This window comes from Roseateles sp. L2-2 (assembly GCF_050613215.1).
GTDB classification, from domain to species: Bacteria; Pseudomonadota; Gammaproteobacteria; order Burkholderiales; family Burkholderiaceae_C; genus Roseateles; species Roseateles noduli.
In genome coordinates, this window is sequence record NZ_CP192509.1 from 2,201,456 (window position 1) to 2,226,457 (window position 25,002).

24 protein-coding genes are annotated in these 25,002 nt (G+C 70.1%); 12 read left to right on the forward strand and 12 right to left on the reverse strand.

The window, feature by feature from the left end; all coding sequences use genetic code 11:
* The first annotated feature begins 49 nt into the window (after positions 1 to 49).
* From rpsR to dnaB, 3 genes are all read left to right on the forward strand, one after another.
* Positions 50 to 340 (forward strand): 30S ribosomal protein S18, encoded by a 291-nt coding sequence (gene rpsR / locus ACQZ13_RS09975; protein ID WP_088403615.1) that lies wholly within the window; start codon positions 50 to 52, stop codon positions 338 to 340.
* A gap of 11 nt (positions 341 to 351) precedes the next feature.
* Entirely contained in the window at positions 352 to 804 is a 453-nt protein-coding gene (rplI, locus tag ACQZ13_RS09980) for a 50S ribosomal protein L9 (protein ID WP_431051477.1), read from the forward strand.
* Positions 805 to 1,000: 196 nt separating this feature from the next.
* Positions 1,001 to 2,422, forward strand: a complete 1,422-nt coding sequence (gene dnaB / locus ACQZ13_RS09985) for a replicative DNA helicase (RefSeq protein WP_067275424.1) — start codon at positions 1,001 to 1,003, stop codon at positions 2,420 to 2,422.
* Positions 2,423 to 2,505: 83 nt separating this feature from the next.
* Here dnaB and ACQZ13_RS09990 read toward each other — a convergent pair whose 3' ends face one another.
* The 6 genes from ACQZ13_RS09990 to ACQZ13_RS10015 are packed head-to-tail and all read right to left on the reverse strand — an operon-like array spanning position 2,506 to position 7,613.
* Entirely contained in the window at positions 2,506 to 3,099 is a 594-nt protein-coding gene (locus ACQZ13_RS09990; RefSeq protein ID WP_431051479.1) for a DUF3299 domain-containing protein, read from the reverse strand.
* A 44-nt stretch (positions 3,100 to 3,143) separates the two neighbouring features.
* Positions 3,144 to 3,782 (reverse strand): DUF3299 domain-containing protein, encoded by a 639-nt coding sequence (locus ACQZ13_RS09995; RefSeq protein WP_431051481.1) that lies wholly within the window; start codon positions 3,780 to 3,782, stop codon positions 3,144 to 3,146.
* A 1-nt stretch (position 3,783) separates the two neighbouring features.
* Complete coding sequence (locus ACQZ13_RS10000; protein ID WP_431051483.1) at positions 3,784 to 5,106, reverse strand: ABC transporter permease; 1,323 nt, start codon at positions 5,104 to 5,106, stop codon at positions 3,784 to 3,786.
* Complete coding sequence (locus ACQZ13_RS10005; RefSeq protein ID WP_431051485.1) at positions 5,103 to 5,810, reverse strand: ABC transporter ATP-binding protein; 708 nt, start codon at positions 5,808 to 5,810, stop codon at positions 5,103 to 5,105. Before ACQZ13_RS10005 ends, ACQZ13_RS10000 begins: the two co-directional genes overlap by 4 nt.
* Positions 5,811 to 5,827: 17 nt before the next feature.
* Positions 5,828 to 6,379 (reverse strand): DUF2796 domain-containing protein, encoded by a 552-nt coding sequence (locus tag ACQZ13_RS10010; RefSeq protein ID WP_431051487.1) that lies wholly within the window; start codon positions 6,377 to 6,379, stop codon positions 5,828 to 5,830.
* A 1-nt stretch (position 6,380) separates the two neighbouring features.
* On the reverse strand, positions 6,381 to 7,613 hold the full coding sequence (locus ACQZ13_RS10015) for a GTP-binding protein (protein ID WP_431051489.1): 1,233 nt from the start codon (positions 7,611 to 7,613) through the stop codon (positions 6,381 to 6,383).
* A gap of 141 nt (positions 7,614 to 7,754) precedes the next feature.
* Here ACQZ13_RS10015 and ACQZ13_RS10020 point away from each other — a divergent pair, with 141 nt between their 5' ends.
* Together ACQZ13_RS10020 and ACQZ13_RS10025 are read left to right on the forward strand one after the other, a co-directional pair.
* Complete coding sequence (locus ACQZ13_RS10020; protein WP_431051491.1) at positions 7,755 to 8,165, forward strand: Fur family transcriptional regulator; 411 nt, start codon at positions 7,755 to 7,757, stop codon at positions 8,163 to 8,165.
* A gap of 138 nt (positions 8,166 to 8,303) precedes the next feature.
* Complete coding sequence (locus ACQZ13_RS10025) at positions 8,304 to 8,891, forward strand: DUF308 domain-containing protein (RefSeq protein WP_431051493.1); 588 nt, start codon at positions 8,304 to 8,306, stop codon at positions 8,889 to 8,891.
* Between the two features lie 25 nt (positions 8,892 to 8,916).
* Here the strand turns inward: ACQZ13_RS10025 and ACQZ13_RS10030 are convergent, their stop codons facing one another.
* From ACQZ13_RS10030 to ACQZ13_RS10040, 3 genes are all read right to left on the reverse strand, one after another.
* Entirely contained in the window at positions 8,917 to 12,492 is a 3,576-nt protein-coding gene (locus tag ACQZ13_RS10030) for a hypothetical protein (protein ID WP_431051495.1), read from the reverse strand.
* Positions 12,493 to 12,596: 104 nt separating this feature from the next.
* Positions 12,597 to 13,505 carry a class II glutamine amidotransferase gene (locus ACQZ13_RS10035; RefSeq protein ID WP_431051497.1) on the reverse strand — a complete coding sequence of 303 codons (909 nt, stop codon included), beginning with the start codon at positions 13,503 to 13,505 and terminating at the stop codon, positions 12,597 to 12,599.
* A gap of 103 nt (positions 13,506 to 13,608) precedes the next feature.
* Complete coding sequence (locus ACQZ13_RS10040) at positions 13,609 to 14,370, reverse strand: ribonuclease T2 family protein (RefSeq protein ID WP_431051499.1); 762 nt, start codon at positions 14,368 to 14,370, stop codon at positions 13,609 to 13,611.
* Positions 14,371 to 14,584: 214 nt separating this feature from the next.
* On the opposite strand from ACQZ13_RS10040, the gene ACQZ13_RS10045 reads away from it, so the two are divergent.
* Genes ACQZ13_RS10045 through ACQZ13_RS10060 form a run of 4 tightly spaced genes read left to right on the forward strand, consistent with a single transcriptional unit; the run spans position 14,585 to position 17,923 of the window.
* Positions 14,585 to 15,058: a DUF305 domain-containing protein gene (locus ACQZ13_RS10045; protein WP_431051501.1), complete on the forward strand. Its 474-nt coding sequence runs from the start codon at positions 14,585 to 14,587 to the stop codon at positions 15,056 to 15,058.
* Between the two features lie 8 nt (positions 15,059 to 15,066).
* Positions 15,067 to 16,524 (forward strand): YncE family protein, encoded by a 1,458-nt coding sequence (locus ACQZ13_RS10050; protein ID WP_431051503.1) that lies wholly within the window; start codon positions 15,067 to 15,069, stop codon positions 16,522 to 16,524.
* Positions 16,521 to 17,111, forward strand: coding sequence for an RNA polymerase sigma factor (locus ACQZ13_RS10055; protein ID WP_431051505.1), 591 nt, complete (start codon positions 16,521 to 16,523; stop codon positions 17,109 to 17,111). The genes ACQZ13_RS10050 and ACQZ13_RS10055 overlap by 4 nt, the downstream gene beginning before the upstream one ends.
* The gene (locus ACQZ13_RS10060) at positions 17,111 to 17,923 is read left to right on the forward strand and encodes an anti-sigma factor family protein (protein WP_431051507.1); all 813 of its coding nucleotides are present in this window, start codon (positions 17,111 to 17,113) and stop codon (positions 17,921 to 17,923) included. The genes ACQZ13_RS10055 and ACQZ13_RS10060 overlap by 1 nt, the downstream gene beginning before the upstream one ends.
* A gap of 10 nt (positions 17,924 to 17,933) precedes the next feature.
* Here ACQZ13_RS10060 and ACQZ13_RS10065 read toward each other — a convergent pair whose 3' ends face one another.
* Positions 17,934 to 18,845: a LysR family transcriptional regulator gene (locus ACQZ13_RS10065; RefSeq protein ID WP_431051509.1), complete on the reverse strand. Its 912-nt coding sequence runs from the start codon at positions 18,843 to 18,845 to the stop codon at positions 17,934 to 17,936.
* A gap of 135 nt (positions 18,846 to 18,980) precedes the next feature.
* On the opposite strand from ACQZ13_RS10065, the gene ACQZ13_RS10070 reads away from it, so the two are divergent.
* A complete protein-coding gene (locus ACQZ13_RS10070) occupies positions 18,981 to 19,694 on the forward strand; it encodes a type 1 glutamine amidotransferase domain-containing protein (RefSeq protein ID WP_431051511.1) in 714 nt (237 codons plus the stop codon).
* A gap of 10 nt (positions 19,695 to 19,704) precedes the next feature.
* Here ACQZ13_RS10070 and ACQZ13_RS10075 read toward each other — a convergent pair whose 3' ends face one another.
* On the reverse strand, positions 19,705 to 21,345 hold the full coding sequence (locus ACQZ13_RS10075) for a UDP-N-acetylglucosamine-peptide N-acetylglucosaminyltransferase (protein WP_431051513.1): 1,641 nt from the start codon (positions 21,343 to 21,345) through the stop codon (positions 19,705 to 19,707).
* Positions 21,346 to 21,364: 19 nt separating this feature from the next.
* Positions 21,365 to 22,279 (reverse strand): LysR family transcriptional regulator, encoded by a 915-nt coding sequence (locus ACQZ13_RS10080; protein ID WP_431051515.1) that lies wholly within the window; start codon positions 22,277 to 22,279, stop codon positions 21,365 to 21,367.
* A 223-nt stretch (positions 22,280 to 22,502) separates the two neighbouring features.
* Between ACQZ13_RS10080 and ACQZ13_RS10085 the strand changes: the two genes are divergently transcribed.
* Both ACQZ13_RS10085 and ACQZ13_RS10090 read left to right on the forward strand, forming a co-directional pair.
* On the forward strand, positions 22,503 to 23,828 hold the full coding sequence (locus ACQZ13_RS10085; RefSeq protein ID WP_431051517.1) for an amidohydrolase family protein: 1,326 nt from the start codon (positions 22,503 to 22,505) through the stop codon (positions 23,826 to 23,828).
* Positions 23,825 to 24,994, forward strand: a complete 1,170-nt coding sequence (locus ACQZ13_RS10090; RefSeq protein ID WP_431051519.1) for an arabinose transporter — start codon at positions 23,825 to 23,827, stop codon at positions 24,992 to 24,994. Before ACQZ13_RS10085 ends, ACQZ13_RS10090 begins: the two co-directional genes overlap by 4 nt.
* The last annotated feature ends 8 nt before the right edge of the window (positions 24,995 to 25,002 follow it).

Sequence of the window (25,002 nt, forward strand, 5' to 3'; positions counted from 1 at the left end):
GACAGGTCGCGCAGATCGTTTAAATCTGGATAGATAGCAGGAGTTCACTATGCCCCCGCCACGTGGTAAAGGTCGGTTCTCGAAGGACCGCAAGCCCAAGCGCAATCAACAATCGCTGCTGTTCCGCCGCAAGCGTTTCTGCCGCTTCACCGTCGCCGGTGTTGAGCAGATCGACTACAAGGACGTCGACGTCCTGCGCGACTTCATCGGTGAAAACGGCAAGATCGTGCCCGCCCGCCTGACCGGCACGCGCGCCTTCTTCCAGCGTCAGCTGTCGGTGTGCATCAAGCGCGCCCGCTTCCTGGCCCTGCTGCCGTACAGCGACCAGCACAAGGTCTAAGGAGTCCACCCATGCAAGTCATCCTGCTGGAAAAAGTGGCCAACCTGGGTAACCTCGGCGACGTCGTCAAGGTCAAGGACGGCTATGCCCGCAACTTCCTGATCCCGACCCGCCAGGCGCGCCGCGCCACGGAAGCCGCGATCAAGGAGTTCGAAGCCAAGCGCGCCGAACTCGAAAAGGTCGCCGCCGAGAAGCTGGCCGCCGCGCAAGCCCTGGGCGAGAAGATCAACGGCAACACCGTGACGATCTCGCAGAAGGCCGGCGTCGACGGTCGTCTGTTCGGTTCCGTGACCAACGCCGACATCGCTGAAGCGCTGACCAAGGCCGGTACGGCCATCGTCAAGTCGCAAGTGCGTCTGCCCAACGGTCCGCTGAAGACCGTCGGCGAGTTCCCGATCAACGTCGCTCCGCACACCGACGTGGTGGTGGAAGTGACCGTGAAGGTCGTCGCCGAGATCGAGTAAGACTCGAACGTCCGGCTGGGCGCTTCGCGCGCCCTCCGGACATGCCCTGACCCCGCCAGGCCCCCGGGCCTGACATGATCAAGGCAGAACAAGAAAGCCGACAGCTGCAAAGCGGTCGGCTTTCTGCTTTTCCGGGGCTTGAGTTATCCCGCTCGCTCCACAAGCTATCAAGAGCTCATCCACAGGCTTGTCCACAATGTCCGCGATCTTCACCACGCCCGGATCCAGTGCCAGCGACAGCGAGATCGCGCGATTGCGCGTGCCGCCCAACTCGGTGGAAGCCGAGCAGAGCGTGCTCGGCGGCCTGCTGATCGACAACACCGCCTGGGACAAGGCGGCGGACACGCTCAGCGACTCCGATTTCTACCGCTACGAGCACAAGCAGGTCTACGCCGCGATCGGCAAGCTGATCAACGGCGGCAAGCCGGCGGACGTGGTGACGGTGTTCGAGGAGCTGACCTCGCTCGGCAAGGCCGAGGAGTGCGGCGGACTGGCCTACCTGAACGCGTTGGCGCAGGGCGTGCCGAGCGCGGCCAACCTGCGTCGTTACGCCGAGATCGTCCGGGAGCGCGCGATCCTGCGCAAGCTGGTGGCGACCTCCGACGAGATCGCGACCGCCGCGCTGAATCCGGCGGGCCGCGCGGTCAACGAGATCCTGGACGAGGCCGAAGGCAAGATCTTCCGCATCAACGAGGAAGGCTCGCGGGGCGGCACCGGGTTCCAGAGCATGGACCGGTTGATGGTCGAGCTGATGGACCGCGTCAACGAGCTCGCGGAGCAGGGCGCCGAGGACGTCACCGGCGTGCGCACCGGCTTCTTCGACCTGGACCGCATGACGGCGGGCCTGCAGCGCGGCGACCTGATCGTGCTGGCGGCGCGCCCCTCGATGGGCAAGACCGCGTTCGCGATCAACATCGGCGAGGCCGTGGCGATCAACGAAGGCCTGCCGGTCATCATCTACTCGATGGAAATGGGCGCGGCGCAGCTGGCACTGCGGATGGTGGGCTCCATCGGCCGCATCGACCAGAGCAACCTGCGCACCGGCCGCCTGAAGGACGACGAATGGGGCCGGCTGGCCGAGGCCGTCGACAAGCTCGGCAACGCGCCGATCTACATCGACGAGAGCCCGGGCCTGTCGCCCAGCGAAGTGCGCTCCAGAGCCCGGCGCCAGGCGCGCATCTCGGGCCAGATCGGCCTGATCATCATCGACTACCTGCAGCTGATGAGCGGCAACGGCGGCGGCAGCGAGGAGAACCGCGCGACGGTGGTCGGCGAAATCTCGCGGGGCCTGAAGGCCCTGGCCAAGGAGCTGCGCTGCCCGGTGATCGCGCTGTCGCAGCTGAACCGCTCGGTGGAAACGCGGCCGGACAAGCGGCCCATGATGTCCGACCTGCGCGAGTCGGGCGCCATCGAGCAGGACGCGGACATCATCATGTTCATCTACCGCGACGAGTACTACACCAAGGACGAGTGCAAGGAGCCGGGCGTCGCGGAGATCATCATCGCCAAGCAGCGGAACGGCCCGGTGGGCACGGTGAAGCTGGCGTTCGTGAGACAGAACACCAAGTTCGAGAACCTGGCGCCGGGGTACGTCAGCCCGGGCGGCGACGAGTACTGATCGGTCGCGGGATCGGATGCCTGAGCAGCCGCCGGATTGGCCGCCGGATCGGCGGTTCAGAGCGGCGGTTCGGAGCGGCGTCCTCAGCGCTCCACGCGCACCGTCTCCGGCACGAGCCGATACCCGCTGGTCGCGAGCGCCGAGTTGAGCGCATGGACCTGGAGCGTGCCGGTGACCGTCACGATGGACATGGCGCGAACGCCCTCGATCTTCGAGGGCGTTTTCACGTAGACGATCTGGTTGGGCGGTGGCGGCGGGCTGTGGATGCAGGCGCCGAAGGTGGGCACCAGCAGGAACTCGTCGGTGCCGCCCCAGCCGACGCCCACGGGCACCGCGTAGCCGCGCAGGCGCACGCGGCGGCCGTCGAGCTCCGGACGCACGGGGGCGTTGTCGAAGGCGTCCCGCAGGTCCTTCAGCATCTGCCGCGCGACGGGATCGTTGTCGTCGAGCTGGGCGACGTCGATCCCGCCCGGCTGTCCCGCCTGTCCCGCCTTGAGTCGCGGATCCCAGCCCGGCGGCATGAGCTCCGTCCATGCGATCGTCTTCACGTCGGTCGGCGGCTCCGTCGCGAGCGGCGCCGAGGCGATCGCCTGGGAGGGGTCGGTGCGGTTCAGCAGGAGGCCCGCTGGAACGCCGATGGCGACGACCACGAGCAGCGCCGCCGAAGTCCACGGCAAGCGCCAGGATCGCAAGGAGAGCCAGGACCGCATGTTCCGTGCGATCAACGCGGCTTGTTCCGGTAGGGCTCGACGTTCGCCGCGTCGAGGCGGTAGCCGCTGACGCCCATGTCGCTGGGTTGCCGGTCCAGGCGCATCACGCCGCTGGCCCAGACCGTGTCCATGGACCGGAGCTGCTTCGAAGGCTGGGCGAGCTTCACCAGGATGATCTGGTTCGCCGGCGGAGGCGGCATGTGGATGCAGGCGCCGAAGTAGGGCACGAGCAGGAACTCGCGCACGCCGTCGCGATCGGTCTGCAGCGGCACGACGTAGCCGGGCAGGCGCACCGGCGCGTCCTGCAGCGATTCGACCAGCGGCGCGTTGTCCAGCTCGTCGCGCAAGTCCGCCATCAGCGCGGCGGTGCGCGGGCTGTTGTCGCTCAGACGCCCGATGCCGACGTCGCGGAAACGCTTCATCGGATCCCAGCCCGGCGGGACGAGCTGGATCCAGGTGAGGTCGCGATAGCCGGACGTCGGCGCGCTGGCCGCTTGAGCGGCGGCCGGCGCGGTGGAGGTGGACGGTGCCGCCGGTGCCGCCGGTGCCGCCGTTGCGGCATCGGCAGAGGAGGCGGGAAGCATGACCGCGAGCGCCGCCAGCAGGGCGACAGCAGGCAGGGCGAATGCAGGGAGAGGGAGGGATGTCATGTCAGACCTTCGGAGAGAGGCCGTCGCTGAGCGACAGCGCGTAGGCACGAAGTCCTGGCAGCAGGCTGGCCGCCCAGCCGAGCGCGGTGATGAGGCCCAGCAGTTGCCACTCAGCTGCCGACGGCAGACCGGCGCTGAGGCCGATGCCGAAGCGCAATTGCACCCAGGGCCCCAGCCCGGCGATCAGCAGCAGGCACAGCGCGGCGCCGAGCACGACGCCGCAGACGGTGACCAGCATGCCCTCGACCGCCAGCAGGCTGAAGATCCGCGCCGGATTGGCGCCGACGGCGCGCAGGATCGCGAGTTCGCGACGGCGTTCGTTGAGGCCGGCGAGGATGACCGCGACCAGCCCGCACAGACTCACCGCCGCGACCATCGCGCTCATCAGCGTCAGGCTTCGCTCGCCGAGCGCCACCACGTCCCACAGCTCATCCAGCGCGACGCCGGGCAGGATGGCCATCAGCGGCTCGCCGGGAAAGTCGTTGATGCGCCGCTGCGTCGAGAACACCGCCGTGCGCCGCTTCAACCCGACCAGCGCGGCCGTCACCTGGTGCGGTGTCAGGTCTTGCCCGGCCAAGGCATCGAGGCTGACCGCCTGCCCGGGGATAGGCGCGCCGGCGACCCAGTCGAGGTGGATGGCTTCCATCGCCGCGAGGCTGATGTGCAGCGACCGGTCCACCGGCGTGCCGGTGCGCTGCATCACGCCGATGACGTGGAAAGGCTTGTCCGCATGGTCATTGGCGGCGAGTGCGCCGTCGCCGTGGCTGAGGACGACCTTGTCGCCGATCCGATAGCCCAGCGAAGCCGCGACGTCGGCGCCGAGCACGACGCCGAAGAGATCGGGCGGCAATCCCTTCGCGTCCTTCGATCCATTCGATCCCTTCGAATCGGCGGGCGCGTCGTCGAACGCGCGGCCCTCTGCCAGCGCCAGGGGTTGAGCATCCCCGTACCGGAAGCGGCGGAAGTAGTCGCCCGTCGTCGCGACGACCGGGAAGCCCCGGTGCGAGTCGCCGAGCGAGATCGGCACGACCCAGTCCACGCTGGGCAGCTTGGCCAGCGACTGCACGCTGGACCACTGGATGTTGTTGGTCGCGCCGCCGATGCGGAAGACCGAATACAGCAGCAGCTGGACCGAGCCCGTTCGGGCGCCGACGATCAGGTCGGTGCCGGAGACCGACTGCGCGAAGTTCTTGCGGACGTCGTCGCGCAGCCGCGCGATGCCGAGCAGCAGCAGCGTCGACAGCGCGATCGAGAGCACCACGAGCGACAGCACGAAGCGGCGGTTCCACGCGCTCTGCGCGGCGAGGCGGATGAGCGCTTTCATGCGATGGCTTCCTCGACGCGCGCCGAGCCGCGCTGCAGCGCCGGCAGGTCCAGGCAGCGCGCGAAGCGCGCGGCGAGTCGCGTGTCGTGGCTGACGAAAAGAAGCGCGCTGCCGGACTCGGCGCAGACCTCGCGCAGGATGGCCATGAAGGCGTCGCGATGCGCGTCGTCGAGCGCGGAGGTCGGCTCGTCGGCGATCACCAGGTCCGGGTGGCCGATGAGCGCGCGCGCCGCGGCCACGCGCTGCTGCTGGCCGACGGAGAGTTCGCTCGCACGCCGCGCGATCAGCTCGGGTCCCAGGCCCATGCGCTGGAGCAGCTCCCGCGCGCGTTCCCGCGGCTCTCCGGCCCGCGTGGCGCGGCGGCGCGAGAACTCGCAGCTCAGCAGCACGTTATCCAGCGCCGAGCGGTAGGGCAGCAGATTGAACTGCTGGAAGACGAAGCCGACATGGTCGGCACGCAGCCGGTCGCGCTGGCGGCCGGAGCACTCCGACAACTCATGGCCGAGCAGCTTCAGCCGTCCCGCGCGCGGCGTGAGCACGCCCGCGATCAGCGACAGCAGCGTGCTCTTGCCCGAGCCGCTGGGTCCGCGCAGGAAGACGGCCTCGCCGGGCTCGACGCGCAGCGCAGCGATGTCCAGGCAGTCCCGCGGGGCGCGCGGCCAGCGGAAGGTCAGGTCCCGGGCTTCCAGAACGGGCACGGTCATCGCGGGCACGGTCATCGTCAGCCGCCGAGCGTCAGCGTCGCGGCCGGGCGTTGCAGCACCTGGCGGGATTGCCCCTTCGGCGTCGCGACCTGGGCGTCGATGCGCTGGATGCGCGGGAAGAGCGCGAACAGCTGATGCGACAGCGCCTTCAGATCGGTCGCCGCGGCGCAGCGGAAGCGATAGCTGACGTCGACGTCGAGGTGCTCCGACTTGTTCGCGGCGTTGTCGGTGGACGGTCCGGCGATCAGCCCGGATTCGAGCTGGGCCTCTTCGAATCGGCACTGTCCGCGCGCATCCGGCGTGAAGAGCACCGCGCCGCCGCGCAGCGTGGCGAGCATCCGCTCGACGGCCTGGCGTTCCGCCGGCGTGCGCGGCTGGCGCTCGAAGCCGAGCACGCTGTCCAGCGGCGATTCCAGCTGGATCGCCAACGTGTCGCCCTCGATCGCGACGTCCAGGTGCACGACACCGTGCTCGTGCTTGTCGCCGTGAGCGTGTGCGGCGCCGACCATCATCAGGCCGGCCACCAGCGCGACGGCGTGGGAGCGGCGGGAGTTCTTCTTCGGGATCATCTCAGTGGATTCCTTCTTGCGGGGAGTCGAGGTCCCACCTCGGCCAAGGATCGATCACGGGCGAGGTGATGGGCAAGGTGGCGAGCGGCGCGGCGGGTGAGGTGAGGCAGGCGTCGAGCGCGCGGGTGAGGGCGGGGATGTCGAGGTCCTGGCCGATGAGGACGAATTCCTGGCCGCGTTCCCCCAGCGGCACGCTCCATTGGCCGACCGGGTCGAGCTGATGGCCGCGCCCCGCGCCGGACAGGCAGGCGAGCCAGTCCAGCCGGCTCGCGAGCCACACATAGCCCTTGAAGCGCAGCAGCCCGGGCCAGGGCTGCGCGATCAGCGCATGCAGTCGCGAGGCATCGAACGGACGTCCGGCGCGATAGACGAAGCTGGAGAGGCCGTATTCATCGGCTTCGGAATGGTCGTGCCCTTCCAGGGCCTGGATCCATCGGGGTTGTGACTCGGCCTGCTCCATCTGGAAGAGGCCGGTGCCGAGCAGGTCGCCGATCGGCACGTCGCCGTGGCGGGCGTCGATGATGCGCGCGGCCGGGTTGAGCGCCCGGATCACGGCGTGGACCTGCGCGAGCCGCGCCGCGTCGACCAGATCCGTCTTGCTCACGACCACGACGTTGGCGAATTCGATCTGCTCCACCAGCAGCTCGACGAGCCGGCGGCTGTCCTGCGCGTCGACGCCGCTGTCGCGCTGCGCGAGAAAGTCCTCGCTCGCGTAGTCGTTCAGCAGATTGAGCGCGTCGACGACCGTCACCATCGTGTCGATGCGCGCCAGGTCGCGCAGTCCCTGGCCGTGTTCATCGACGAAATCGAAGGTCGCCGCGATCGGCATCGGCTCCGAGATGCCGGTGGATTCGATCAGCAGGTAGTCGAAGCGTCCTTCGCGCGCGAGGCGGCCGACCTCCTTCAGCAGATCGTCGCGCAGCGTGCAGCAGATGCAGCCGTTGCTCATCTCGACCATCGCCTCGTCGGTGCGCGACAGACCCACGCCGGCGCGCTCGGCGCCGTCGCGCACGAGCTCGGCATCGATGTTGAGCGCGCTCATGTCGTTGACGATCACCGCCACACGCAGCGGTCCGCGGTGGCGCAACACCTGGTTGAGCAGCGTCGTCTTGCCGGCGCCGAGGAAGCCGGACAGCACCGTGGCGGGCAGGCGAGGGGCTTGGGCGGCGGTATCGGCGAAGGCGGCATCGACGTCAATGACGTCGACGACCTCGACAGCGGTGGCAATGGGCATGGGCGTCTCCGAAGCGAAGAATTTCCGTTCGCCTGCCTTTGATGCTAATGCGAACGCATTCGCAATATAGCAGCATGACAGAATGCGCGAGCCCACCCGACCTGCCTTTGCGGTGCCCTGATCGCCCGCGCCTTGACACCCATGGAACGTTCGACCCGACAGCGCAGTGCCATCCGGACCGTCATCGACGACGCGGGACGACCGCTGTCGCCGCAGGAAGTGCTGGACGCCGCGCAGGGCGAGGTGCCGGGGCTGTCGCTGGCGACGGTCTACCGCAACCTCAAGCAGCTGCTGGAGGCGGGCGAGATCCAGTCGGTGTCGCTGCCCGGGGACAACCCCCGCTACGAATCGGCGCATCACGACCACCACCACCACTTCCAATGCACGGACTGCGGCCGCGTCTTCGACGTGCATGCCTGCCCCGGCGACATGGCGCAGCTGGTGCCGGAAGGCTTCACCGTGGCACGCCATGAACTGACGCTGTACGGACGCTGCGCCGACTGCGCGACGCCGAAGCGGGCAGGGCGCAAGCGCGCCGTCAGCGCGTCCTGAAGCGCGTTCTAAAGCGCCTTCCCGCCTTCCCTCGTTCAAAAAGCACGGCCGCTTCAGGCCATCCTAAGTTTCGGGATTGAATTCAATCAACTAGTTGGTAGACTGCAACCTATCGAACTGACCGGAACTGAATCCATCATGGCCTCCTCCTCCACATCCGTCGCCACCAACCTCCAGCAAGACCTCTGGCTCAGGCGCTACACCCTGATCCGCGCGCTGTTCTCCATCGTCTGGGTCGCCGCTGCGGTCGTGATCGGCAGCAAGTCGCCCGCGATTGCCGCCGTGTTGCTGGTGCTCTATCCGGCCTGGGACGCCGCCGCCAACTGGGTGGATGCGAACGCCAGCGGCGGCCTGCAAGCCAACCGCACGCAGCGCATCAACGTGTGGGCGAGCGGCATCACGACCGTCGCCGTGTGCGCGGCGCTGACGCTGAGCATGAATGCCGTTCTCGGCGTCTTCGGCGCCTGGGCGATCGCCTCGGGTCTCATGCAGCTCGGCACGGCGCTGCGCCGCTGGAAGTCGCAGGGCGGGCAGTGGGTGATGGTCCTGAGCGGCGCGCAGTCCGCGTTGGCCGGCGGCTTCTTCATCGCCCAGGCGCAGAAGGCCGACGTCCCCTCCATCGTGAACGTCGCGGGCTATGCGGGCGTCGGCGCGCTGTACTTCCTCATCTCCGGCATCTGGCTGAGCGTGAGCCTGTCGCGCCGGGGGAAACAGGCGGCTGCCTGATCCGATCACAGCCGGTCACGGCCGATCACGGCGGCGGATACTGCGCCGCCGTGCGCTGACCCTCCACGCCGACGCTGCGCTGCAGCCGCACGCCGAAGTTCCATCCCAGCGTGCGCTGGTCCTTGCCCTTCTCTCGCACGATGAGCATCAGCGGACGCCAGGTCGAGTCCTGCGCCATCGTGCGGTCCGCATTCGCGCGCGCCTCGGCGGCGCCTGACGCGTCGCCGCGCAGCTGCGCCAGTCCCTCCAGCGCGCGGAAGGTATCGATCCACGCCGACGCCTGCGGACGCATCGAGAAGTTGATGTTGTACTGGCAGAGGCTGTCCTTCGGCAGCCCCTTCAGCTTGGCCTCGAAGTCGCTCAGTAGCGACTCCGCCTTGTCGCGGTTGGCGCGTGTGTTCTTCTCGCCGCTCGCGTCGGGTTCCAGCGTCTCCACGCAGCGCGCAATCCAGTCGTCCCGCTGTTCGCCGATCTTCTCCAGCATCTGCTTGGGCGTGCTGAAGTGACGGTCCAGGTCGGCATCCTGCTTCCCGCCGATGGTGAACGGCGAGACCGCGTTCTTCTCCAGGTTCCAGAACAGGTCGCGGTTGACGTCGAGCAGGCTGGGCATGCCGCCGCCGCTGATCGAGCCGTCCTTCCCGTCCTGGCCGAGCTTCACCTCCGACGGATTGGCGGGCGTCAGCGTGTTGACCTGCATGCCGACCGACAGCTTCTGCTGCGCGGTGTCGCCCTTGTCCGCCGTCACCTGGATGTGGCCGCCGCGCTCGGCGCGTGATTCGGCGATGCGTTCGGCCTTGAGCGCCGCACCCGCGCTGACGCCGACGCGGTAGGTGTCGCCGTCGCCGCCCGCCAGCTTCAGGTTGGCGCCGGCGCTGACCTTGGTGACGAAGCTGCGCGTCAGGCTCTGGCCTTCGATCTCGCCGAGGCTGACCTTGGGGTGGCGGTCCAGCACCGCTTCCAGCGGACCGGCGTAGGGCGGCGCGCCCTTCGCATGCACCTGGTCCCAGCGCACCCAGCTGTCCAGCACGCCCAGCATCTCCTTGCGCAGTTCGTCGTCCTTGCCGCGCTGGCGGAACAGCCGCAGGATGGTGCCCTCGGTCTCCTGGTGCGTGCGGCTCATCTTCTCGGTGGCGCTCACCTGCGCCTTGACCACGCCGGGCAGGTCCGGTCCGACGGCCACGCCGACGGTGGCTTCCGGGCCGCTCGCGCGCGTGCTGCCGAGCGAGAGCTCCATGCCCAGGATCGGCATGAAGGCCTGGAAGAAGGCCTCCTCCTTGCGCGACCAGCCGGCCGAGACGATCGGCGACACGACCGGCGACGGCACGCTGTAGGGCAGCGAGGGCAGACCGCCGCCGACCACGCCGCCGCCGGAGAGCTTCACCTTGTCGCGCAGCTGCATCGACAGCAGGATGGGCTCGAAGTAGCGGACCACGTCCTCCTTGCTCTGGAAGCGCTTCTGGCGCGCGGCGTCGGCTGCTTCGTGCATGGCCACGTCGTGCGTGAACGCGCCCTGGCGCTCCGCGGGCGCGGACTCCGCCAGCGTCAGCTTCACATGGTCGATGACGGCGCGCAACGCGTCCGGCGCCGTCGCGCCGTCTTTGGCGAGCTCCTCGAACAGCGGCGGCAGCGCGTGCTCGCGGTTGGGCTTGTGCAGGCGAGCGGGCTTGTTCGCGCTCACCGGGTTCTCCAGCGCGTAGACCGCCGCGCGCAGCTCGCCGGCCTCGCGGCCCTTGAACTGCCATTGCGCCGGATGCCCTTGGCCCTGACGCGTGGCCCGCTCGGCCAGCGCCTGCGTTGCGGCGGCGAACGCCCGCGCTTCAGGCGCGGGAACACCGGCTGCAGTCAGGTCGCGCGCGAGGTCCGATCGCGCCCAGTCGCCGAGCTCCCCGGCGGTCTTGCGCACGCCGCTGTCAGCCTGGCTGCGGTGGGTCGTCATGCCGAAGCTCTCGGCGATCGCCGTGGCGCGCTGGAGGCCTGCCGGCGTGAACGGCGTCTTGTGCCGGTGCGGTGTGGCCGCGCGCTGCAACCACGATGCCGACGGCTCCTCCCGCGACAGCCACTCGCCGATCGCCTTGTTCATGCGGGCATCGTGGCGGGCGTAGGGCGAGCCGACGGCGTTGGAGAGGCAGCCGTTGCGCACGGCGTGATACGCCGCGCGCTCGGCGCCGGTGATGTCCGTGCTGACCTCCGCCGGCAGCTGCCGCGCGACGCGCTTCGCGCCCGCCAGCCATTGGCGGACGGCGGCGTCCGGCTCCACGCGCTGCGCTGCGTCGGCCGACCAGAAGCTGCGCATGGCCTGCAGCGTCTCGCTGTCCGGCATGCTGTCTTGCGGATCGCCGAGCAGATGCACCACCTCCGCACCGCGCGGCAGGACGCTGGCCTGGCGCAGCAGATTGCGGACGTCCGATTCCGCCTGCGTGGGCTCGCGGCCGACGCCGCTCTCGGAGACCTGATCGGGACCATGATCGGGCAGGTCGGGCAGGTCGGGCACGCCCTGCATCCAGTCGCGCGTCGGACGCGATTGCAGCGCCGCCAGCGCTTCCCGCGCACGCGTGGCGTCACCCTTGCAGACCACCGACAGCAGCTCGGAGGCGATCTCCATGACGCCGATCGAGGGCAGCGCGTCCGCCGAGGGATTGGCGGGGCGGCCGTTCACCGCCTTGAGCAGCAGGGCGCCGAAGCGGGCGTTCTCGACGGCCGGTGCGAAGCCGCGCGGTCGTGTCGCCTGGGCCTGCAATGCCTGCGCCTCCCGCGCGTCGAATGCCGCCTTGGCGACGGCCGGGTCGGGCGGCGGGTCGACCTTCGACGCCAAGGTGATCGACGCCTGCAGCACCGCCGACACGCCCGCGTCGGTGGCGTGCAGCGTCGCGCGCGCCGCGGCGTCGTTCGCACCGCCCGGTTGGCGCAACTGCGCGATCGCTTCCGAACGCGCGCCGTAGAGCGCGTCCTTGGTGTCGTCCAGCCGTTGCCGGACGAAGCGATCCTTCTCCACCAGCTGCTGCCGGGCCTGGACCTCGGCAGCGAGCGGCTGGAGGCCTCCGGCGACGGCCTGCGCGATCGGGCTGCGGGCCTCCAGCACGGGCGTGGCGTTCCCGGGTTGTGGCTTGTCGGCGTGCGTGCTGGCCTTCTCGGTCAGCGGTCGAGGCTTGAGCCAAGGCACCACGGTGGTCGCGAGCCGGTTCCCCGTCGAGCGCGTCGGCGTATTCCACGGAGACGGCGTGCGCGGCGGCAGGCGCGCGTTCAGGCCTTGCGCCTGGGCGGACAGGGCCGCGAGCTGGCTGGTCGCGTCGGTCGGGACAGCCGCCTGCGGCGTGGGCAGCGACGCGCGCACAGGACGCTCCACGGTGCCGCCGACGCCGGGCACGATGGCGTTGAAGGCCACTTCGCGACCGAACACCGCGCGCTTCGCGCGTGCCGGCAGGCCCTGCAAGGCGCCGGAGGGCGAGGGCGTCGTGCCGCCAGCGGTGGGCGTCAGCGTCGATGGCGTCGATGTCGTTGCACCGGTCGTTGCGCCGGTCGGTGCGTCGGTCGATGCGCCGGCACTGCTTGAATCCGTGGGCACGACCGGTCCACCGGTCGTCGTGAGCTTGGAAGAAACCATCGTCGGCGCCGACTCCTGAGTGCGAGCTAGTCACTCTAGAAGCGCGCCTGCCGGCGCCCAACGAACCGAAACGCGTTAGGTCATGCGGCTCAAGGACATGCGGCTCATACCGCGATGTCGCGCAGCAGCATCGGCCAGGCCGAGCTGCCCGCCCAACGCGGCTTCTGCCAGGGGCGGCCGACCGTGGCCGTGGCGATCGGGAACGCGCGCGTGGCGGGATTCACGTCGCGCCAGACCTCCTCGCCGTCGACGAACACGCGGCACTCGCCGGTGGTCAGCGGTTGCCACGCCTCGTCGGCGGTGAGCGGATCGGTGGCGACGAGGACGATGCGATCGTCCGCGCCGTTCATCGCGCTCAGGTCCAGCGACATGTCGCAGTCGACCAGCCGCGCCATCGGGAACGGATGGCGCCGCTGCAGCACCTGCAGCCGGCTGGAGCAGTGGGTGTACAGCGCCGCGCCGTTGGTGAGCAGGAAGTTGAAGTTGCCGTGGCGGGCGATGACTTCGCTGAGCTGCGCGACGTGAGGCGCGAGCTCGCGCCAGCTCGGCGGCTGATCCCGCTCGAGGTCCCGGTCCGCGAAGCGCTTGCGCAGCTCCTGCAGCAGCCAGCAGAAGGCGCGTTCGCTGTCGGTGCTGCCGACGGGCCGGTACGGGCCGTCGAGCACCGGCTGGAAGTCCTTCAGGTCGCCGTTGTTGGCGAACACCCAGGTCTGGCCTAGCCATTCGCGCTGGAACGGATGGCAGTTGGACAGGGTGACGCCGCCCTGCGTCGCTCGCCGCAGGTGCGCGATCACGATGCGCGACTTGATGGGGTAGCGGCTCAGGAACTCCGCGAGCGGCGATTCGCTCGCCGGCTGGTCGTCGTGGAAGACGCGGCAGCCGGAGCGCTCGTAGAACGCCATGCCCCAGCCGTCGATGTGCTCCGCCGTGCGACCGCCGCGGGCAGCGAACCCGGTGAAGGAGAAGGTGATCGCTGCATCGCTGTTGCAGTTCATTCCCAGCAGTTGGCACATGGCGGCGACTATCGCGTGCGGGAACAGGGCGGACAAATGCGGAACCCGCATGGGCTCATGCGGTTTCGGGACGCGGCCCGACGCGAGTGCCGCCGCTCAGCCTTCAAGGCGGGGACGACGGGAGCGTGAAGCTCTCCCCGCAGTTGCCGAACAGGTTGCCACCCTTGTCGGGCAGCGCCGCGCCCGGACCTGCCGGCGTCCACGCCAGCATGACGCGCAGGCTCAGCAGGGAAGGGCCGTCGCAGGTGAGGTGCAGGGCGCCGTCGTAGTCGGGCAGTCGCTGCCGGCTCCATTGGTTGAACTGCACGCGGCTGATCGGCGTGTCGACGGGCAGCGCGAGCCGGTCCACCAGCCCCTGGGTCGCGGTCAGGGCCAGGTCGAAGTAGCGATCGGCGGGGAGTCCCGAGCAGGTGCCGTGAACCACCCATTCATGCCGCTCCAGACACTTCTCCGTGCCCGCCATCAGGTCCTTCAAGGCCCGCCAGGTGGGCGACGCGTAGAGCCCCGCGGGCGCGGGGAACGCGCAGAAGCCCTGGCCGGGCAGCGGCGTCGGACAGGTGAGGTCGTCGCACCGGCCCTGAGGCCCGAACCCGTGCTGATAGCTCGGCCACAGGCCGTGCAGCTGCAGCGCGGATTTCTTGGGGAAGGTCGCGCAGGCAGGATCGCCCGGCGGCGCCGCGCTGCTGGCGCAGAACGTGGCGGGGGCGGTCAGTTGCAGCCGGTAGACCAGCGCGCGATCCGGCTCGGGACGGCAGCTCGGGGCCGAGGCCAGGGCGGCAGTGGGCACGCTGGCAGGCAGACAGGCGGTCAGGAAGATGAGGGAAGCGAGGGGGGCAAGGGGGGCGAGGGAAGGCGGACGTCGCATGGGAACTCCTGGGAACTCCCGCCGCGAGCGCGGCGGGTGCCTCGTTGTGCTCGGCAGGGCCAGGGAGTTCCGCGCCACATTTCCCGGAGGGCGCCTCGGCGCTTTGCCGCCCCGCGATGGACCCGGGGCGCATGCCGCCCACACATCGGGAATAAGCGCCGCCGCCGGGTGTCTACAGCAGGTAAGGCCGTTGCCTTTCAACCTGGAGCCGGACATGACCTCAAACAGCACGCGGCCCTCGCGGCCGCGCTTGCGCAGACTGCGGCGGGTGCTGCCGTGGATCGCGGCCACCGCCGTCACCGCGGCCGCCGCGTGGGCAGGCGCCGCCACGTCGGCGGACGCCTTCCACGCGGAGAACGCCGCGGCGATGGACCGCATGATGGCCGCGATGGAGATCAAACCCTCGGGCGACATCGACCGCGACTTCGCCGCCATGATGATTCCCCATCATCAAGGCGCCATCGACATGGCGCTGGCGGAGTTGCGCCACGGCTCCAACGAGCAGCTGCGACGCATCGCGCAGGAAATCATCATCGAGCAGCAGCAGGAGATCGCGGCCATGCAGCTCGCGGTCGGCGGCGCGCTGCCGCCCTCGACGCCCGCGCCCACGCAGGTCGAGCGCGCAGCCTCGGCACCGACGCCGACGCCGACGCCGACGCCGGCTTCCGTCCATCATCATTCGCACTAGGACTCCTCATGCTGAAGCCTCTCCTGCAGTCATCGCTGCTGTTCCTCGCCGCGTGCGGCGGTGTCGCCCTGGCCGGCCAGGCGCCCGGCCGCGCGGCGGACGCCGACATCCCCGTCAGCCACCGCGACCGGATCTACGCCGCCGAGCAGTTCTCCAACACGCTCTCCGTCACCGACCCCGTCGACAACCGCCTGCTCGGCGTCATCCGCCTGGGCGACCCGTCGCCGGGCAACTTCAGCCCGCTCTACCGCGGGCAGGTGCTGGTGCACGGCCTGGGCTTCTCGCCGGACCACCGCACGCTGGCGGTGGTGTCGATCGGCTCGAACTCGGTCACCTTCATCGACACGCGCACCAACGCGATCAAGCACACGACCTACGTCGGCCGCTCCCCGCATGAAGCCTTCTTCACGCCGGACGGCAAGGAAATCTGGGTCACCGTCCGCGGCGAGAACTACGTGTCGGTGATCGACGCCGCGACCTTCCAGGAGAAGACCCGCATCGTCACCGCGGCCGGACCGGGCATGCAGATCTTCTCGCCGGACGGCAAGTACGGCTACGTGTGCTCGTCCTTCAATCCGGAGACGGCGGTGATCGAGGTCGCCAGCCACAAGATCGTCGCGACGGTGAAGCAGGACAGCCCGTTCTGCCCCAACATCGCCGCGTCGCCGGACGGCCGGCAGGTGTGGTTCACGCTGAAGGACATCGGCCGCACGACCGTCTTCGACGCGCGTCCGCCGTTCGGCGTCATCACCTCCTTCGACACCGGTCCGATCACCAACCACGTGAACTTCGCCAAGACCGCCAAGGGCACCTTCGCCTACGTGACCGTGGGCGGACTGAGCCAGGTGAAGGTGTTCCGTACCGACGACTTCTCCGCCGTGACCACCATCCCGGTGGGCAAGCTGCCGCACGGCGTCTGGCCGTCGGGCGACGGCAGCCGGATCTATGTGGGCCTGGAGAACGCCGACGCGCTCGCCGTGATCGACACGGCGACGAACACCGTCGTCGGCAACGTGCCCATCGGGCAGGCGCCGCAGGCCATCGCCTACGTCCCCGATGCCGTGCCCGAGGGCGACGGCCTGCAGGGCCTGCAGCCGCTCGGCGTGGCGGGGCAGGTGGCCTCGCTGACGCTGCGCGCGGTGGAAGGCGGTGCGGACACGGCGCCCACCAGTGTCGCGCTCTTCGATCAGGGCCTGCTGCAGGTGTTCCAGGCGTCAGTGACCGGGTTGAAGCCCAAGCAGCCGTATGTGGTGGCGCTGGCTGAGCAGGCGGACGGCTCCGGCGCGCTGCAGCCGCTGGCCAACTTCATGACGAACCCGGCGGGCTCGGCGATCGTCAACGCCATCGGACCGATCCGCCAGATCGTGCAGGCCGAGGTGCCGGCGACCCGGCGCTACCTGGTCGTCGCGCCCGTGGTCGACGGCAAGCCCGGAAGTCCCGTCCAGGTGCAGGCGGCCGCACGATGAGCCGCAGCGCTGGCATGGCGATGATCGAGGCCATCGAGCCGCTGATCCCGGCCCTGCGCCGCTATGCCAGCGCCATGCTGCGCGATCGCGACCTCGCGGACGATCTGGTCCAGGATTGCCTGGAGCGCGCGATCGGCCAATGGGACGCGCTCCGGCAGAAGGAGAACACCCGCCAGTGGGTCTTCGCGATCGCACACAACCTGATCGTCAACCGCCTGCGGCAGCAGGCCCGGCGCGGCGAGCACCTGGACATCGCGGATGTCGCCGAGTCCGCGCTGATGGTGCCGGCATCGCAGGAGCATCGCGTGCAGGTCGGCGAGTTGATGACGGCGCTGGATGCGCTGCCGCAGGAGCAGCGCAGCGTGGTGCTGCTGGTGTCCGTCGAGGACCTGTCCTACGCGGAGGCGGCGAAGGCGCTCGACATCCCGATCGGCACGGTGATGTCGCGCCTGGCGCGAGGACGCGAGCGGTTGCAGCGTGCGCTCGACGGTGAGCTGCCCGCAGCGGCGGCGACAGCGTCGACGGCGGCGGCGACAGCGGCGACGGTGAAGACGCCCGCGGGCTCGCATTTGCGGAGGATGAAGTGATGACCAGACCCACCCCATCGGCGCCCATCGTCGAAGACGACCTCCATGCCTACGTCGACGGGTTGCTGGACGCCGAGCGCCGCAAGGCGGTGCAGGACCATCTGGATCGCGATCCGGAGGCGGCCGCCGCGGTGACCCGGCTGATCGCTCAGCGGCAGCTGCTCCGCTCGGCGTTCGCGCCCATCGTGGACGAGCCGGTGCCCGAGCGCCTGCAACTCCGGACGTTGCTGGCACAGCGGCAGGAGCCGCCTACGCGCCATTGGCGATGGGCCGCGGCGGTGCTCGTCGCGCTCGGCGCGGGCAGCGTCGGCGGTTGGCAGGTGCGCGACCGGTGGGAGCAGGTGAACGTTGCGGCGAACGGCGTTGCGAACGCCGGTGCGAACGGCATCGCGGCGCTTGCAGGCGAAGCGCGCAGCAGCTACCTCGCCTATGCGTCCGATGCGCCGGAGGACCTCGATCGCGAGCGGCTGCTGCGCGTGGTCTCGGACAAGCTCCGGCGCCCGGTGGAGATCCCGGATCTCAGCGCGGCCGGGTATCGGTTCGCGGGCGGCCGGCTGATCGCCACGGTCCACGGTCCTGCCGGCATGTTCTTCTACGACCGCGAGGATGGCACGCGGATGGCGGTGATGCTGCGACCGATGGCCGTCGAGAAAGAGGCGCCGATGATGGCGCAGACCACCGGGCCGATCGGCGGCTACAGCTGGGCCATGCGCGGTCTGGGCTACAGCGTCGTGGGCACCGAAAGCCCGACGACGCTGCACCCGGTCGCCGACGAGGTGCGTCGGCAGGCGCGCGAGAAGGCGTCGATCTGAGCCACCGCGCTCATGGCGCGGGCGCCATGGCGACATCGATGTCGCGCAGCAGCTCGCACAACGCGTCGAAGACCAGCCGCACCCGCGCGGTGGGCCGCTGGATCGGTCGGTAGACGTAGATCAGCGACGGCGCCGGATTGAAGTCGTCGAGCACGGCCACCAGGCGGCCGTCGCGGACCAGCGGCAGCGCGAGGTGCCCGGGCAGTTGCCCGAATCCCGCGCCCGCCAGCACGGCTTCGCATTCGGCCTCTGGATCGTCGGTGACCAGCGCCGGTTGCGGCGGCACGACCTGCTGGCCGTCCTTGAACATCCAGGGCCAGGGACGCCCGGTGTTGCGGTCGATCATCACGGTCATCGGCGCGGCGAGCAGCGACTCGATGCTGTCGGGCGCCCCGACGCGCTCGATCAATGACGGCGCGCCGACGACGAACAGCCCCGCGCCGGACACCGGCCGGGCGACGAAGCGGCTGTCCCGCAGCGGCCCGATGCGCACGCCGACGTCGATCTGCCCGTCGACCACGTCGGCGACGACCTCGGACAGGCGCAGGTCCAGCCGCAGTCCCGGATGCGCTGCGATCAGCGGCGCCAGCGCGGGCGCGATGACGCGACGTCCGAGCGCGCTCGGCGCGGCGATGCGCACCAGGCCGGCGATCCGCTCGTCGGTGGCCGAGGCGCCGGACTGGAAGACGCGGTCGATGCCGGCGACGGCCTCGGCCGCGCTCGCCGCCAACTGCTCGCCGAACTCGGTCAGGCGCACGCCGCGCGTGCTGCGGTGGAACAGCGGCTCGCCGAGTTCCTCCTCCAGCGCGCCGACGACCCGCGTGACCACCTGCGGCGACACGCCGGCGCGCGCGGCGGCGTCGCGGAAGTTGGCCGACTCCGCGGCGAGGCAGAAGAGACGGAGGGATTCGAGACGATTCATGGGGTCATCCGGAGCTGGTCGTCGCGGCGTTCCCGTCCGCGGAAGACTGAAAGCGCGCCGCGTTCATTTACGGGCGGAGAGGCCGTCGACACACTGCCCGACGTCGACATTCTCACTTCCGATGAAAGACCTCCCATGATCAACGTTCTCATGATCCTCACCAGCGCCACCGTCTGGACCCAGAAGGACGGCAGCCAGCGGCCCTCGGGCTTCTGGGCCGAAGAGTTCATCGCGCCGCACCAGCACTTCAGCGGCGCCGGCGCGCGCATCACGATCGCGACGCCGGGCGGACTGCCGGCCGTCGTCGACGCGCTGAGCCTCTCGCCCGAAGCGAACCACGGCGACACCGCCAAGGTCGAGGGCTTCGCGCGCTACCTCGAAGGATGTGCCCAGGCGCTGCGTGCGCCGTTGCGCATCGAGGACGTCGCCGTCGCCGACTACGACATCGTGTTCGTGCCCGGCGGTCACGGTCCGATGCAGGATCTCGCGGTGAATGCATCCGTCGGCCAGGTGCTGACGACGGCGCTGGCGGCGCCGTTCAAGGTCGTCGCCGCGGTGTGCCACGGCCAGGCCGCCTTCCTGGCCGCGGGCGACGCGCAAGGATGGGCGTTCAAGGGCCGCCGCATGACGGCGTTCACCAACGACGAGGAGACGCAGGTCGGCCTGGCCGCGAATGCCCCATGGTTGCTGGAGACCCGCCTGCGCGACGCCGGCGCCAGCTTCGAGCAGGGCGGCGCATGGCAGCCGCACGTCGTCGTGGACGGCAACCTGGTGACCGGTCAGAACCCGTTCGCTGCGGGCGCGGTGGCGCAAGAGGCGATGGCGATGGCGTCGCGCATCTCGGCCTGAGGACGAGGCCTCAGCCGCCGGCCGGCAAGGCGTCCGGCGGCTGGCCCGCTGCGGCGCGCGCCCACATGCGCTCGTAGAGCGCTTCCAGATCGCGTGCGAATGCCGGTGAATCGATCCACGCGGGGATCGCGGGCTTCGATGCAAGCGCCAGTGCGCAGACCTTCTCGACGTACGCCTCGGTCGTGTCGCAGACCAGCTCCGGCAGGCCCGCCTGCACGAGCAGGCTCTCCGCCACGCGAGACGCGAAGCCGTCGCCGCGCAGCGTCACGACCGGCACGCCGGCCGCGAGCGCATCGCTGGTCGTCGTGTGCCCGTTGCAGGGCCAGGTGTCGAGCGCGACGTCCGCGGCGGCGAGCCGGTTCCAGTGCTCGGCCATGCCCAGCGGCGGCATGAACACGAGCCGCTCCGGCGCGATGCCGCGCGAGGCAGCCTCGGCGCGCAGCTGCGCGTCAGCCTGCTCACCGCCGCTGAGCTGCCACAGCAGCGCCTGCGGCAGGCGATGCAGGATCGTCATCCATGCATCGAAGACGGCAGGCGTGATCTTCAGCACCGTGTTGGCAGACAGCAGCACGATCGCGTCGTCCGGCAGACCGAGCTCGGCGCGCGGCGTCGGCTCGATGCGCCGCGTCGAGTCGCCGGGCTGGTAGCAGCGCGGCAACTGCGCGATCCGCTCGGAATAGAACGGTGCGTCGCGCAGCGGCGTGACGATCTTGTCGCCGATCACGTAGTCGATGAAGTCCGCGCCGCAGGTGCCCGGGAAACCGAGCCACGCGACCTGCACCGGCGCCGGCCGGGCGGCCAGCGCGGTGAAGCGGCTGCCGGCGGTGTGGCCCTTCAGGTCGACCGCGATGTCGACGCCTTCCGCGCGCATGCGCGCGGCGATGCCGGCGGGATCGAGATCGCCGACGTCGATGAATCGCTCGCAGGCCGCGCGGATGCGCTGCTGCAGCGCGGAGCCGTCGTCCGGCCCGTGCGAGAACAGCAGCACCTCGAAGCGCTCGCGATCGCGGTGCTCGAGGACCTCGACCATCAAGGCCGCAGTCGCGTGAGCGTGGAAGTCGGAGGACAGGTACCCGATGCGCAGCTTCGGCTTGGCGACGGCCTTCACCGGCGGCAAGGGCGCGATGCCGCGGCTCAGGAAGCGCGTGCTCAGGCGCGCGACTTTCAGCAGATCCGCCGCCTCGTGCGGCAGCGTGGCCAGCGCGAACGGTACGCCGAATTCATCGTCGGCGTCGTCGGGCTTGGCGCGGATGACGGCATGCAGCGCCCGCAGGTTGTCGTCGAAGTCCGACCAGCGTGCGCATTGCTGGTCGCCGTGCGCCTGGTAGGCCAACGCCATCACGCTGTCGGGTCGCAGCGCGGCGACGGTGCGGAAGCACTCGGCCGCCTCGGCCTTCATCTGCAGCGTCTGCAGCGCGAAGGCCAACTGCAGATAGGCGTCGACGTCGTCGATCTTCAGCGCGAGCGCCTGCATCAGCGGACCGATCGCGTCCTGCACCCGGCCGCAACGCCGCAGCGATTCGCCGAGGTAGCGCTGCAGCTCGTTCGAGGCGACCTGCGCGTGCGGTTCCAGCAGCGCGACGGCTTCGGCGTAGCGGCCGCGGCCCATCTCGTGGAGGGCGTTGCGCAGCAGGTCTTTCAGGGCATCCATGGGGAACGATTATGGAAGCTCAGGGAGCGCACAGCTCGATGCAGAACGCCATGAACGCCTCCACCGAGGCCGGCGGCAGGCGCCGCGACGGCCGCACGATGTACAGCGGGAAGGTCTCGCCCGGCCAGTCCGGGAACAGCTCCACCAGCGTGCCGTCGGCGATCAGGTGCTCGACGCTCAGTGCCAGCACCTGCGCCACGCCGGCGCCCGCGACGCAGGCCTGCACCATCGCGTCGGCGTCGGTCATCGTCAGCGTGCCGGCGGTGGCGACCGTCAACTGCTCCTTCGCGAGGCCCTTGCCGCGCACGAAGATCCATTCGAAGGGCTTGCCGCGTTGCGGATCGATGTACTGCAGGCAGTCGTGCTTCGTCAGCTCCGGCGGCTTGCGCGGGCGTCCGCGCCGGTCGAGGTAGGACGGCGCCGCGACGGTCAGCACACGGTTCTCCAGCAGCTTGCGCGAGGTCATCGTCGACGCCGGCTGCGGGCCGAAACGCACGGCCACGTCCACGCCTTCCGCGACCAGGTCGCCGCTGCCGGGGAACTGCACCATCGTCAGCGTGAGATCGGGGTAGAGCGCCTGCAGGCGGGGCAGGGCGGGGGCGAGCACGTAACGGGCGAAGAGCGGGTTCAGGCTCACGCGCAAGGCGCCGCGCACGCTGACCGCCGCGCCGGAGACGAGATTGGCCGCCTCCTCGATGCCCTCCAGATGCGGCACCGCATGCTCGTACAGCCGCGCGCCCTCGCCCGTGAGGTGCAGCGAGCGCGTCGTGCGGTCGAGCAGCCGCACACCCAGGCGTTCCTCCAGCCGCGACACCGCGCGACTCACGCCCGAAGCCGACAGGCCCAGCACCTCGCCGGCCTTGCTGAAGCTGCCCGCCTCCACCACCGCGGCCAGCACGCTCATGCCGGCCAGCAGGCGTCCATCGATGCTCATCGTCCGCTCCTCATCCGCCGCTCCTCATCCGCTGCTCCTCATCCGCTGCGCCTCGAATGCTGCCCTTGGATGTCCGAGCTGATCTTTGAATTTCAGCAAAGATCATTTGAGCGACTCTACCTTTATCAAAGATCGTCCGCTTCGCATCATGCGGTCCGTTGCCTCAATCCCGAGTCGATTTCCCTCAACGAATCGTCCAACGATTCCTTCAACGGAGTTCCCCATGACCGATCGCGACATCCTCTTCAAGGCCGGCACCGTCATCACGATGGATCCCGCGCTGCCCAACCTGGCCGTCGGCGACGTGCTGGTGCGCGACGGCCGCATCGCCGCCGTCGGTGCGGATCTGCCCGTCGGCGATGCCGAGGTGATCGACGCCGCCGGCAGCATCGTCATGCCCGGCCTGATCGATGCTCACCATCACGCCTGGCTCGGCGTCATGCGCCGACTGATGCCCGACGTCGACGATCTCTTCGCCTACATCGATGTGGTGGCGAGCAAGCTCGGCGCTCACTTCCGCCCGCAGGACATGTACACCAGCACGATGCTGACGGCGGCCGCGTCGCTGGACGCCGGCATCACGACCATCGTCGACGCCTGCCACAGCTCGCGCAGCCCCGAACACACCGACGCCGCGCTGGACGCGCTGGACGCCTCGGGCATCCGCGCGCTGCACATGGTCGGTCCGGCGATGGACAAGGGCGCCTCCTCGGCGCATCTGCCGGGCGACCTGGCACGGCTGGCCGCGCGCTGGAACGGCGGCGGCAGCCGCGTCCAGGTCGGCCTGTTCGGCCAGTTGAAGCTGGATTGGTGGGAGGTCGCGCGCGCCCTCGACATGCGCATCCTCACCGAGTTCATCGGCGATCTCGCGCAGCTCGGCCCCGAGTTTGCCAAGCCCGGCGTGCTCGGCCCGCACAACCTCTTCAACCATTGCACCCGGGTTCCCGCGGCGACGTGGAAACTGTTCGCCGACGCCGGCGTGAACATCACGGTGAATCCGCGCTCGGATGCGCTGTTCGGCTTCGACGACGAGACCTTCGCCTACCAGGTGGCCGTCGACCACGGACTGGCGCCGGCGCTGGGCATCGACCTGGACACCGCCTTCGGCAGCGACCTGTTCGGCGAGATGCACGCGCTGTTCCATCAGCAGCGCGCGGCGATGCGTTATCGCCGGTTCCGCGGCGAGTCCGGCGTGCCCGCGCCGATCGGCGTCGAAGAGGTGCTGCGCGCGGCCACCGTCAACGGCGCACGTGCCGCCGGTATCGAGCAGCGCGTCGGCACGCTGACGCCGGGCAAGGCCGCGGACCTGATCATGGTCCGCACCCACGGCGCGGCCGTGTTCCCGGTGACGAATGCGATCGCCACCATCGTGCAGGCGGTGGAGCGCGCCGACGTCGACACGGTCATGGTCGGCGGTCGACTGCGCAAGCGCGGCGGCCGGCTGATCGACGTCGATCTGGCGAAGCTGGCCGCCGATGCGGCGGCCTCGCGCGACTTCCTGCTCGACGCCAGCGGGCATCGCGTCGATCTGTTCAAGACCGCCGCATGAACGCGCCGACCTCCACCGCGACGCTGAGCCGACCCGCGCCCGGCGTCATCGCGGCGCTGTTCTGCGGCTACCTGGCGGTCGGCCTGCCGTTGCCGGTGCTGCCGCTGTTCATCCACGAGCGCCTGGGCTTCGACGCGCTGACGGTCGGGCTCGTCATCGGCCTGCAGTTCGTCGCCACGGTGCTGACGCGCGGCTACGCCGGCCGGCTCGTCGACGGGCAGGGCGGGCGGCGCTCGGCGTTGCAGGGCGCGATCGGGTGCGCCCTCGCGGGCCTGCTGTACCTCGTCGCCGCGCTGCCTGAGTGGTCGCCGGCGGCCGCGTTGGCCCTCGTCGTCGCCGGACGGCTGGTGGCCGGCTTCGGCGAGAGCCAGTTCGTCACCGGCTGCGTGTCGTGGTCCATCGCGTCGGTGGGGCCGCAGCGCGCGGGCCTGTCGATGTCGTGGACCGGCATCGCGATGTTCGGGGCGCTCTCGATCGGCGCGCCCATGGGCATGTGGCTGTATCGCGGCCATGGCCTGCCGGCCGTGATGGTCGCGTGCATCGCCGCGCCGCTCGCCGCCTGGGCGATCGCGTGGGCGACGGCGTCCTATCGCATGGCCGGCGGCCCGCGCCTGCCGTTCCGGCGCGTCGTGGGCCAGATCTGGCGCCAGGGGCTCGGGTTGACGCTGCAAGGCGTCGGCCTCGCCGGCCTGACCGCCTTCGCGTCGCTGTACTTCGCGGCACGCGGGTGGTCGCATGCCGGCGTGGTGATGACCTGCTTCGGCGTGGGATTCATCGCGGTGCGGCTGCTGCTCGGGCATCTGCCCGACAAGATCGGCGGACGGCGCGTGGCGCTGTGGTCGCTGGTCGTGGAGGCGATCGGGCAGGCGCTGGTGTGGGGTGCGCCGCTGGAGGCGGTCGCGTTGGCGGGCGCCTTCGTGAGCGGCCTGGGCTGCGCGCTCATCTATCCGGCGCTGGGCGTCGAGGCGCTCAAGCGCGTGCCGCCGGCCAACCGCGGCAGCGCGATCGGCGCGTTCGCCGCGTTTCTCGACATCGCCTACGGCCTCGCCGGGCCGACGGCGGGGTTGGTCGCGGGGCGTTTCGGCTACGCGGCGGTGTATGCGCTCGGGGCGATGGCAGCATTGCTCGGCGTGGCGCTGGTCGCCACCGGGCGTCAGGAAGTTTGAAGGAGGAA

What these genes read in the sequence shown, in the direction of transcription:
- rpsR (WP_088403615.1), top strand. Translation starts at nt 50, where the DNA reads ATGCCCCCGCCACGTGGTAAAGGTCGGTTCTCGAAGGACCGCAAGCCC.
- rplI (WP_431051477.1), top strand. Translation starts at nt 352, where the DNA reads ATGCAAGTCATCCTGCTGGAAAAAGTGGCCAACCTGGGTAACCTCGGC.
- dnaB (WP_067275424.1), top strand. Translation starts at nt 1,001, where the DNA reads ATGTCCGCGATCTTCACCACGCCCGGATCCAGTGCCAGCGACAGCGAG.
- ACQZ13_RS09995 (WP_431051481.1), bottom strand. Translation starts at nt 3,782, where the DNA reads ATGACATCCCTCCCTCTCCCTGCATTCGCCCTGCCTGCTGTCGCCCTG.
- ACQZ13_RS10000 (WP_431051483.1), bottom strand. Translation starts at nt 5,106, where the DNA reads ATGAAAGCGCTCATCCGCCTCGCCGCGCAGAGCGCGTGGAACCGCCGC.
- ACQZ13_RS10005 (WP_431051485.1), bottom strand. Translation starts at nt 5,810, where the DNA reads ATGACCGTGCCCGTTCTGGAAGCCCGGGACCTGACCTTCCGCTGGCCG.
- ACQZ13_RS10010 (WP_431051487.1), bottom strand. Translation starts at nt 6,379, where the DNA reads ATGATCCCGAAGAAGAACTCCCGCCGCTCCCACGCCGTCGCGCTGGTG.
- ACQZ13_RS10015 (WP_431051489.1), bottom strand. Translation starts at nt 7,613, where the DNA reads ATGCCCATTGCCACCGCTGTCGAGGTCGTCGACGTCATTGACGTCGAT.
- ACQZ13_RS10020 (WP_431051491.1), top strand. Translation starts at nt 7,755, where the DNA reads ATGGAACGTTCGACCCGACAGCGCAGTGCCATCCGGACCGTCATCGAC.
- ACQZ13_RS10025 (WP_431051493.1), top strand. Translation starts at nt 8,304, where the DNA reads ATGGCCTCCTCCTCCACATCCGTCGCCACCAACCTCCAGCAAGACCTC.
- ACQZ13_RS10030 (WP_431051495.1), bottom strand. Translation starts at nt 12,492, where the DNA reads ATGGTTTCTTCCAAGCTCACGACGACCGGTGGACCGGTCGTGCCCACG.
- ACQZ13_RS10035 (WP_431051497.1), bottom strand. Translation starts at nt 13,505, where the DNA reads ATGTGCCAACTGCTGGGAATGAACTGCAACAGCGATGCAGCGATCACC.
- ACQZ13_RS10040 (WP_431051499.1), bottom strand. Translation starts at nt 14,370, where the DNA reads ATGCGACGTCCGCCTTCCCTCGCCCCCCTTGCCCCCCTCGCTTCCCTC.
- ACQZ13_RS10045 (WP_431051501.1), top strand. Translation starts at nt 14,585, where the DNA reads ATGACCTCAAACAGCACGCGGCCCTCGCGGCCGCGCTTGCGCAGACTG.
- ACQZ13_RS10050 (WP_431051503.1), top strand. Translation starts at nt 15,067, where the DNA reads ATGCTGAAGCCTCTCCTGCAGTCATCGCTGCTGTTCCTCGCCGCGTGC.
- ACQZ13_RS10055 (WP_431051505.1), top strand. Translation starts at nt 16,521, where the DNA reads ATGAGCCGCAGCGCTGGCATGGCGATGATCGAGGCCATCGAGCCGCTG.
- ACQZ13_RS10060 (WP_431051507.1), top strand. Translation starts at nt 17,111, where the DNA reads ATGACCAGACCCACCCCATCGGCGCCCATCGTCGAAGACGACCTCCAT.
- ACQZ13_RS10065 (WP_431051509.1), bottom strand. Translation starts at nt 18,845, where the DNA reads ATGAATCGTCTCGAATCCCTCCGTCTCTTCTGCCTCGCCGCGGAGTCG.
- ACQZ13_RS10070 (WP_431051511.1), top strand. Translation starts at nt 18,981, where the DNA reads ATGATCAACGTTCTCATGATCCTCACCAGCGCCACCGTCTGGACCCAG.
- ACQZ13_RS10075 (WP_431051513.1), bottom strand. Translation starts at nt 21,345, where the DNA reads ATGGATGCCCTGAAAGACCTGCTGCGCAACGCCCTCCACGAGATGGGC.
- ACQZ13_RS10080 (WP_431051515.1), bottom strand. Translation starts at nt 22,279, where the DNA reads ATGAGCATCGATGGACGCCTGCTGGCCGGCATGAGCGTGCTGGCCGCG.
- ACQZ13_RS10085 (WP_431051517.1), top strand. Translation starts at nt 22,503, where the DNA reads ATGACCGATCGCGACATCCTCTTCAAGGCCGGCACCGTCATCACGATG.
- ACQZ13_RS10090 (WP_431051519.1), top strand. Translation starts at nt 23,825, where the DNA reads ATGAACGCGCCGACCTCCACCGCGACGCTGAGCCGACCCGCGCCCGGC.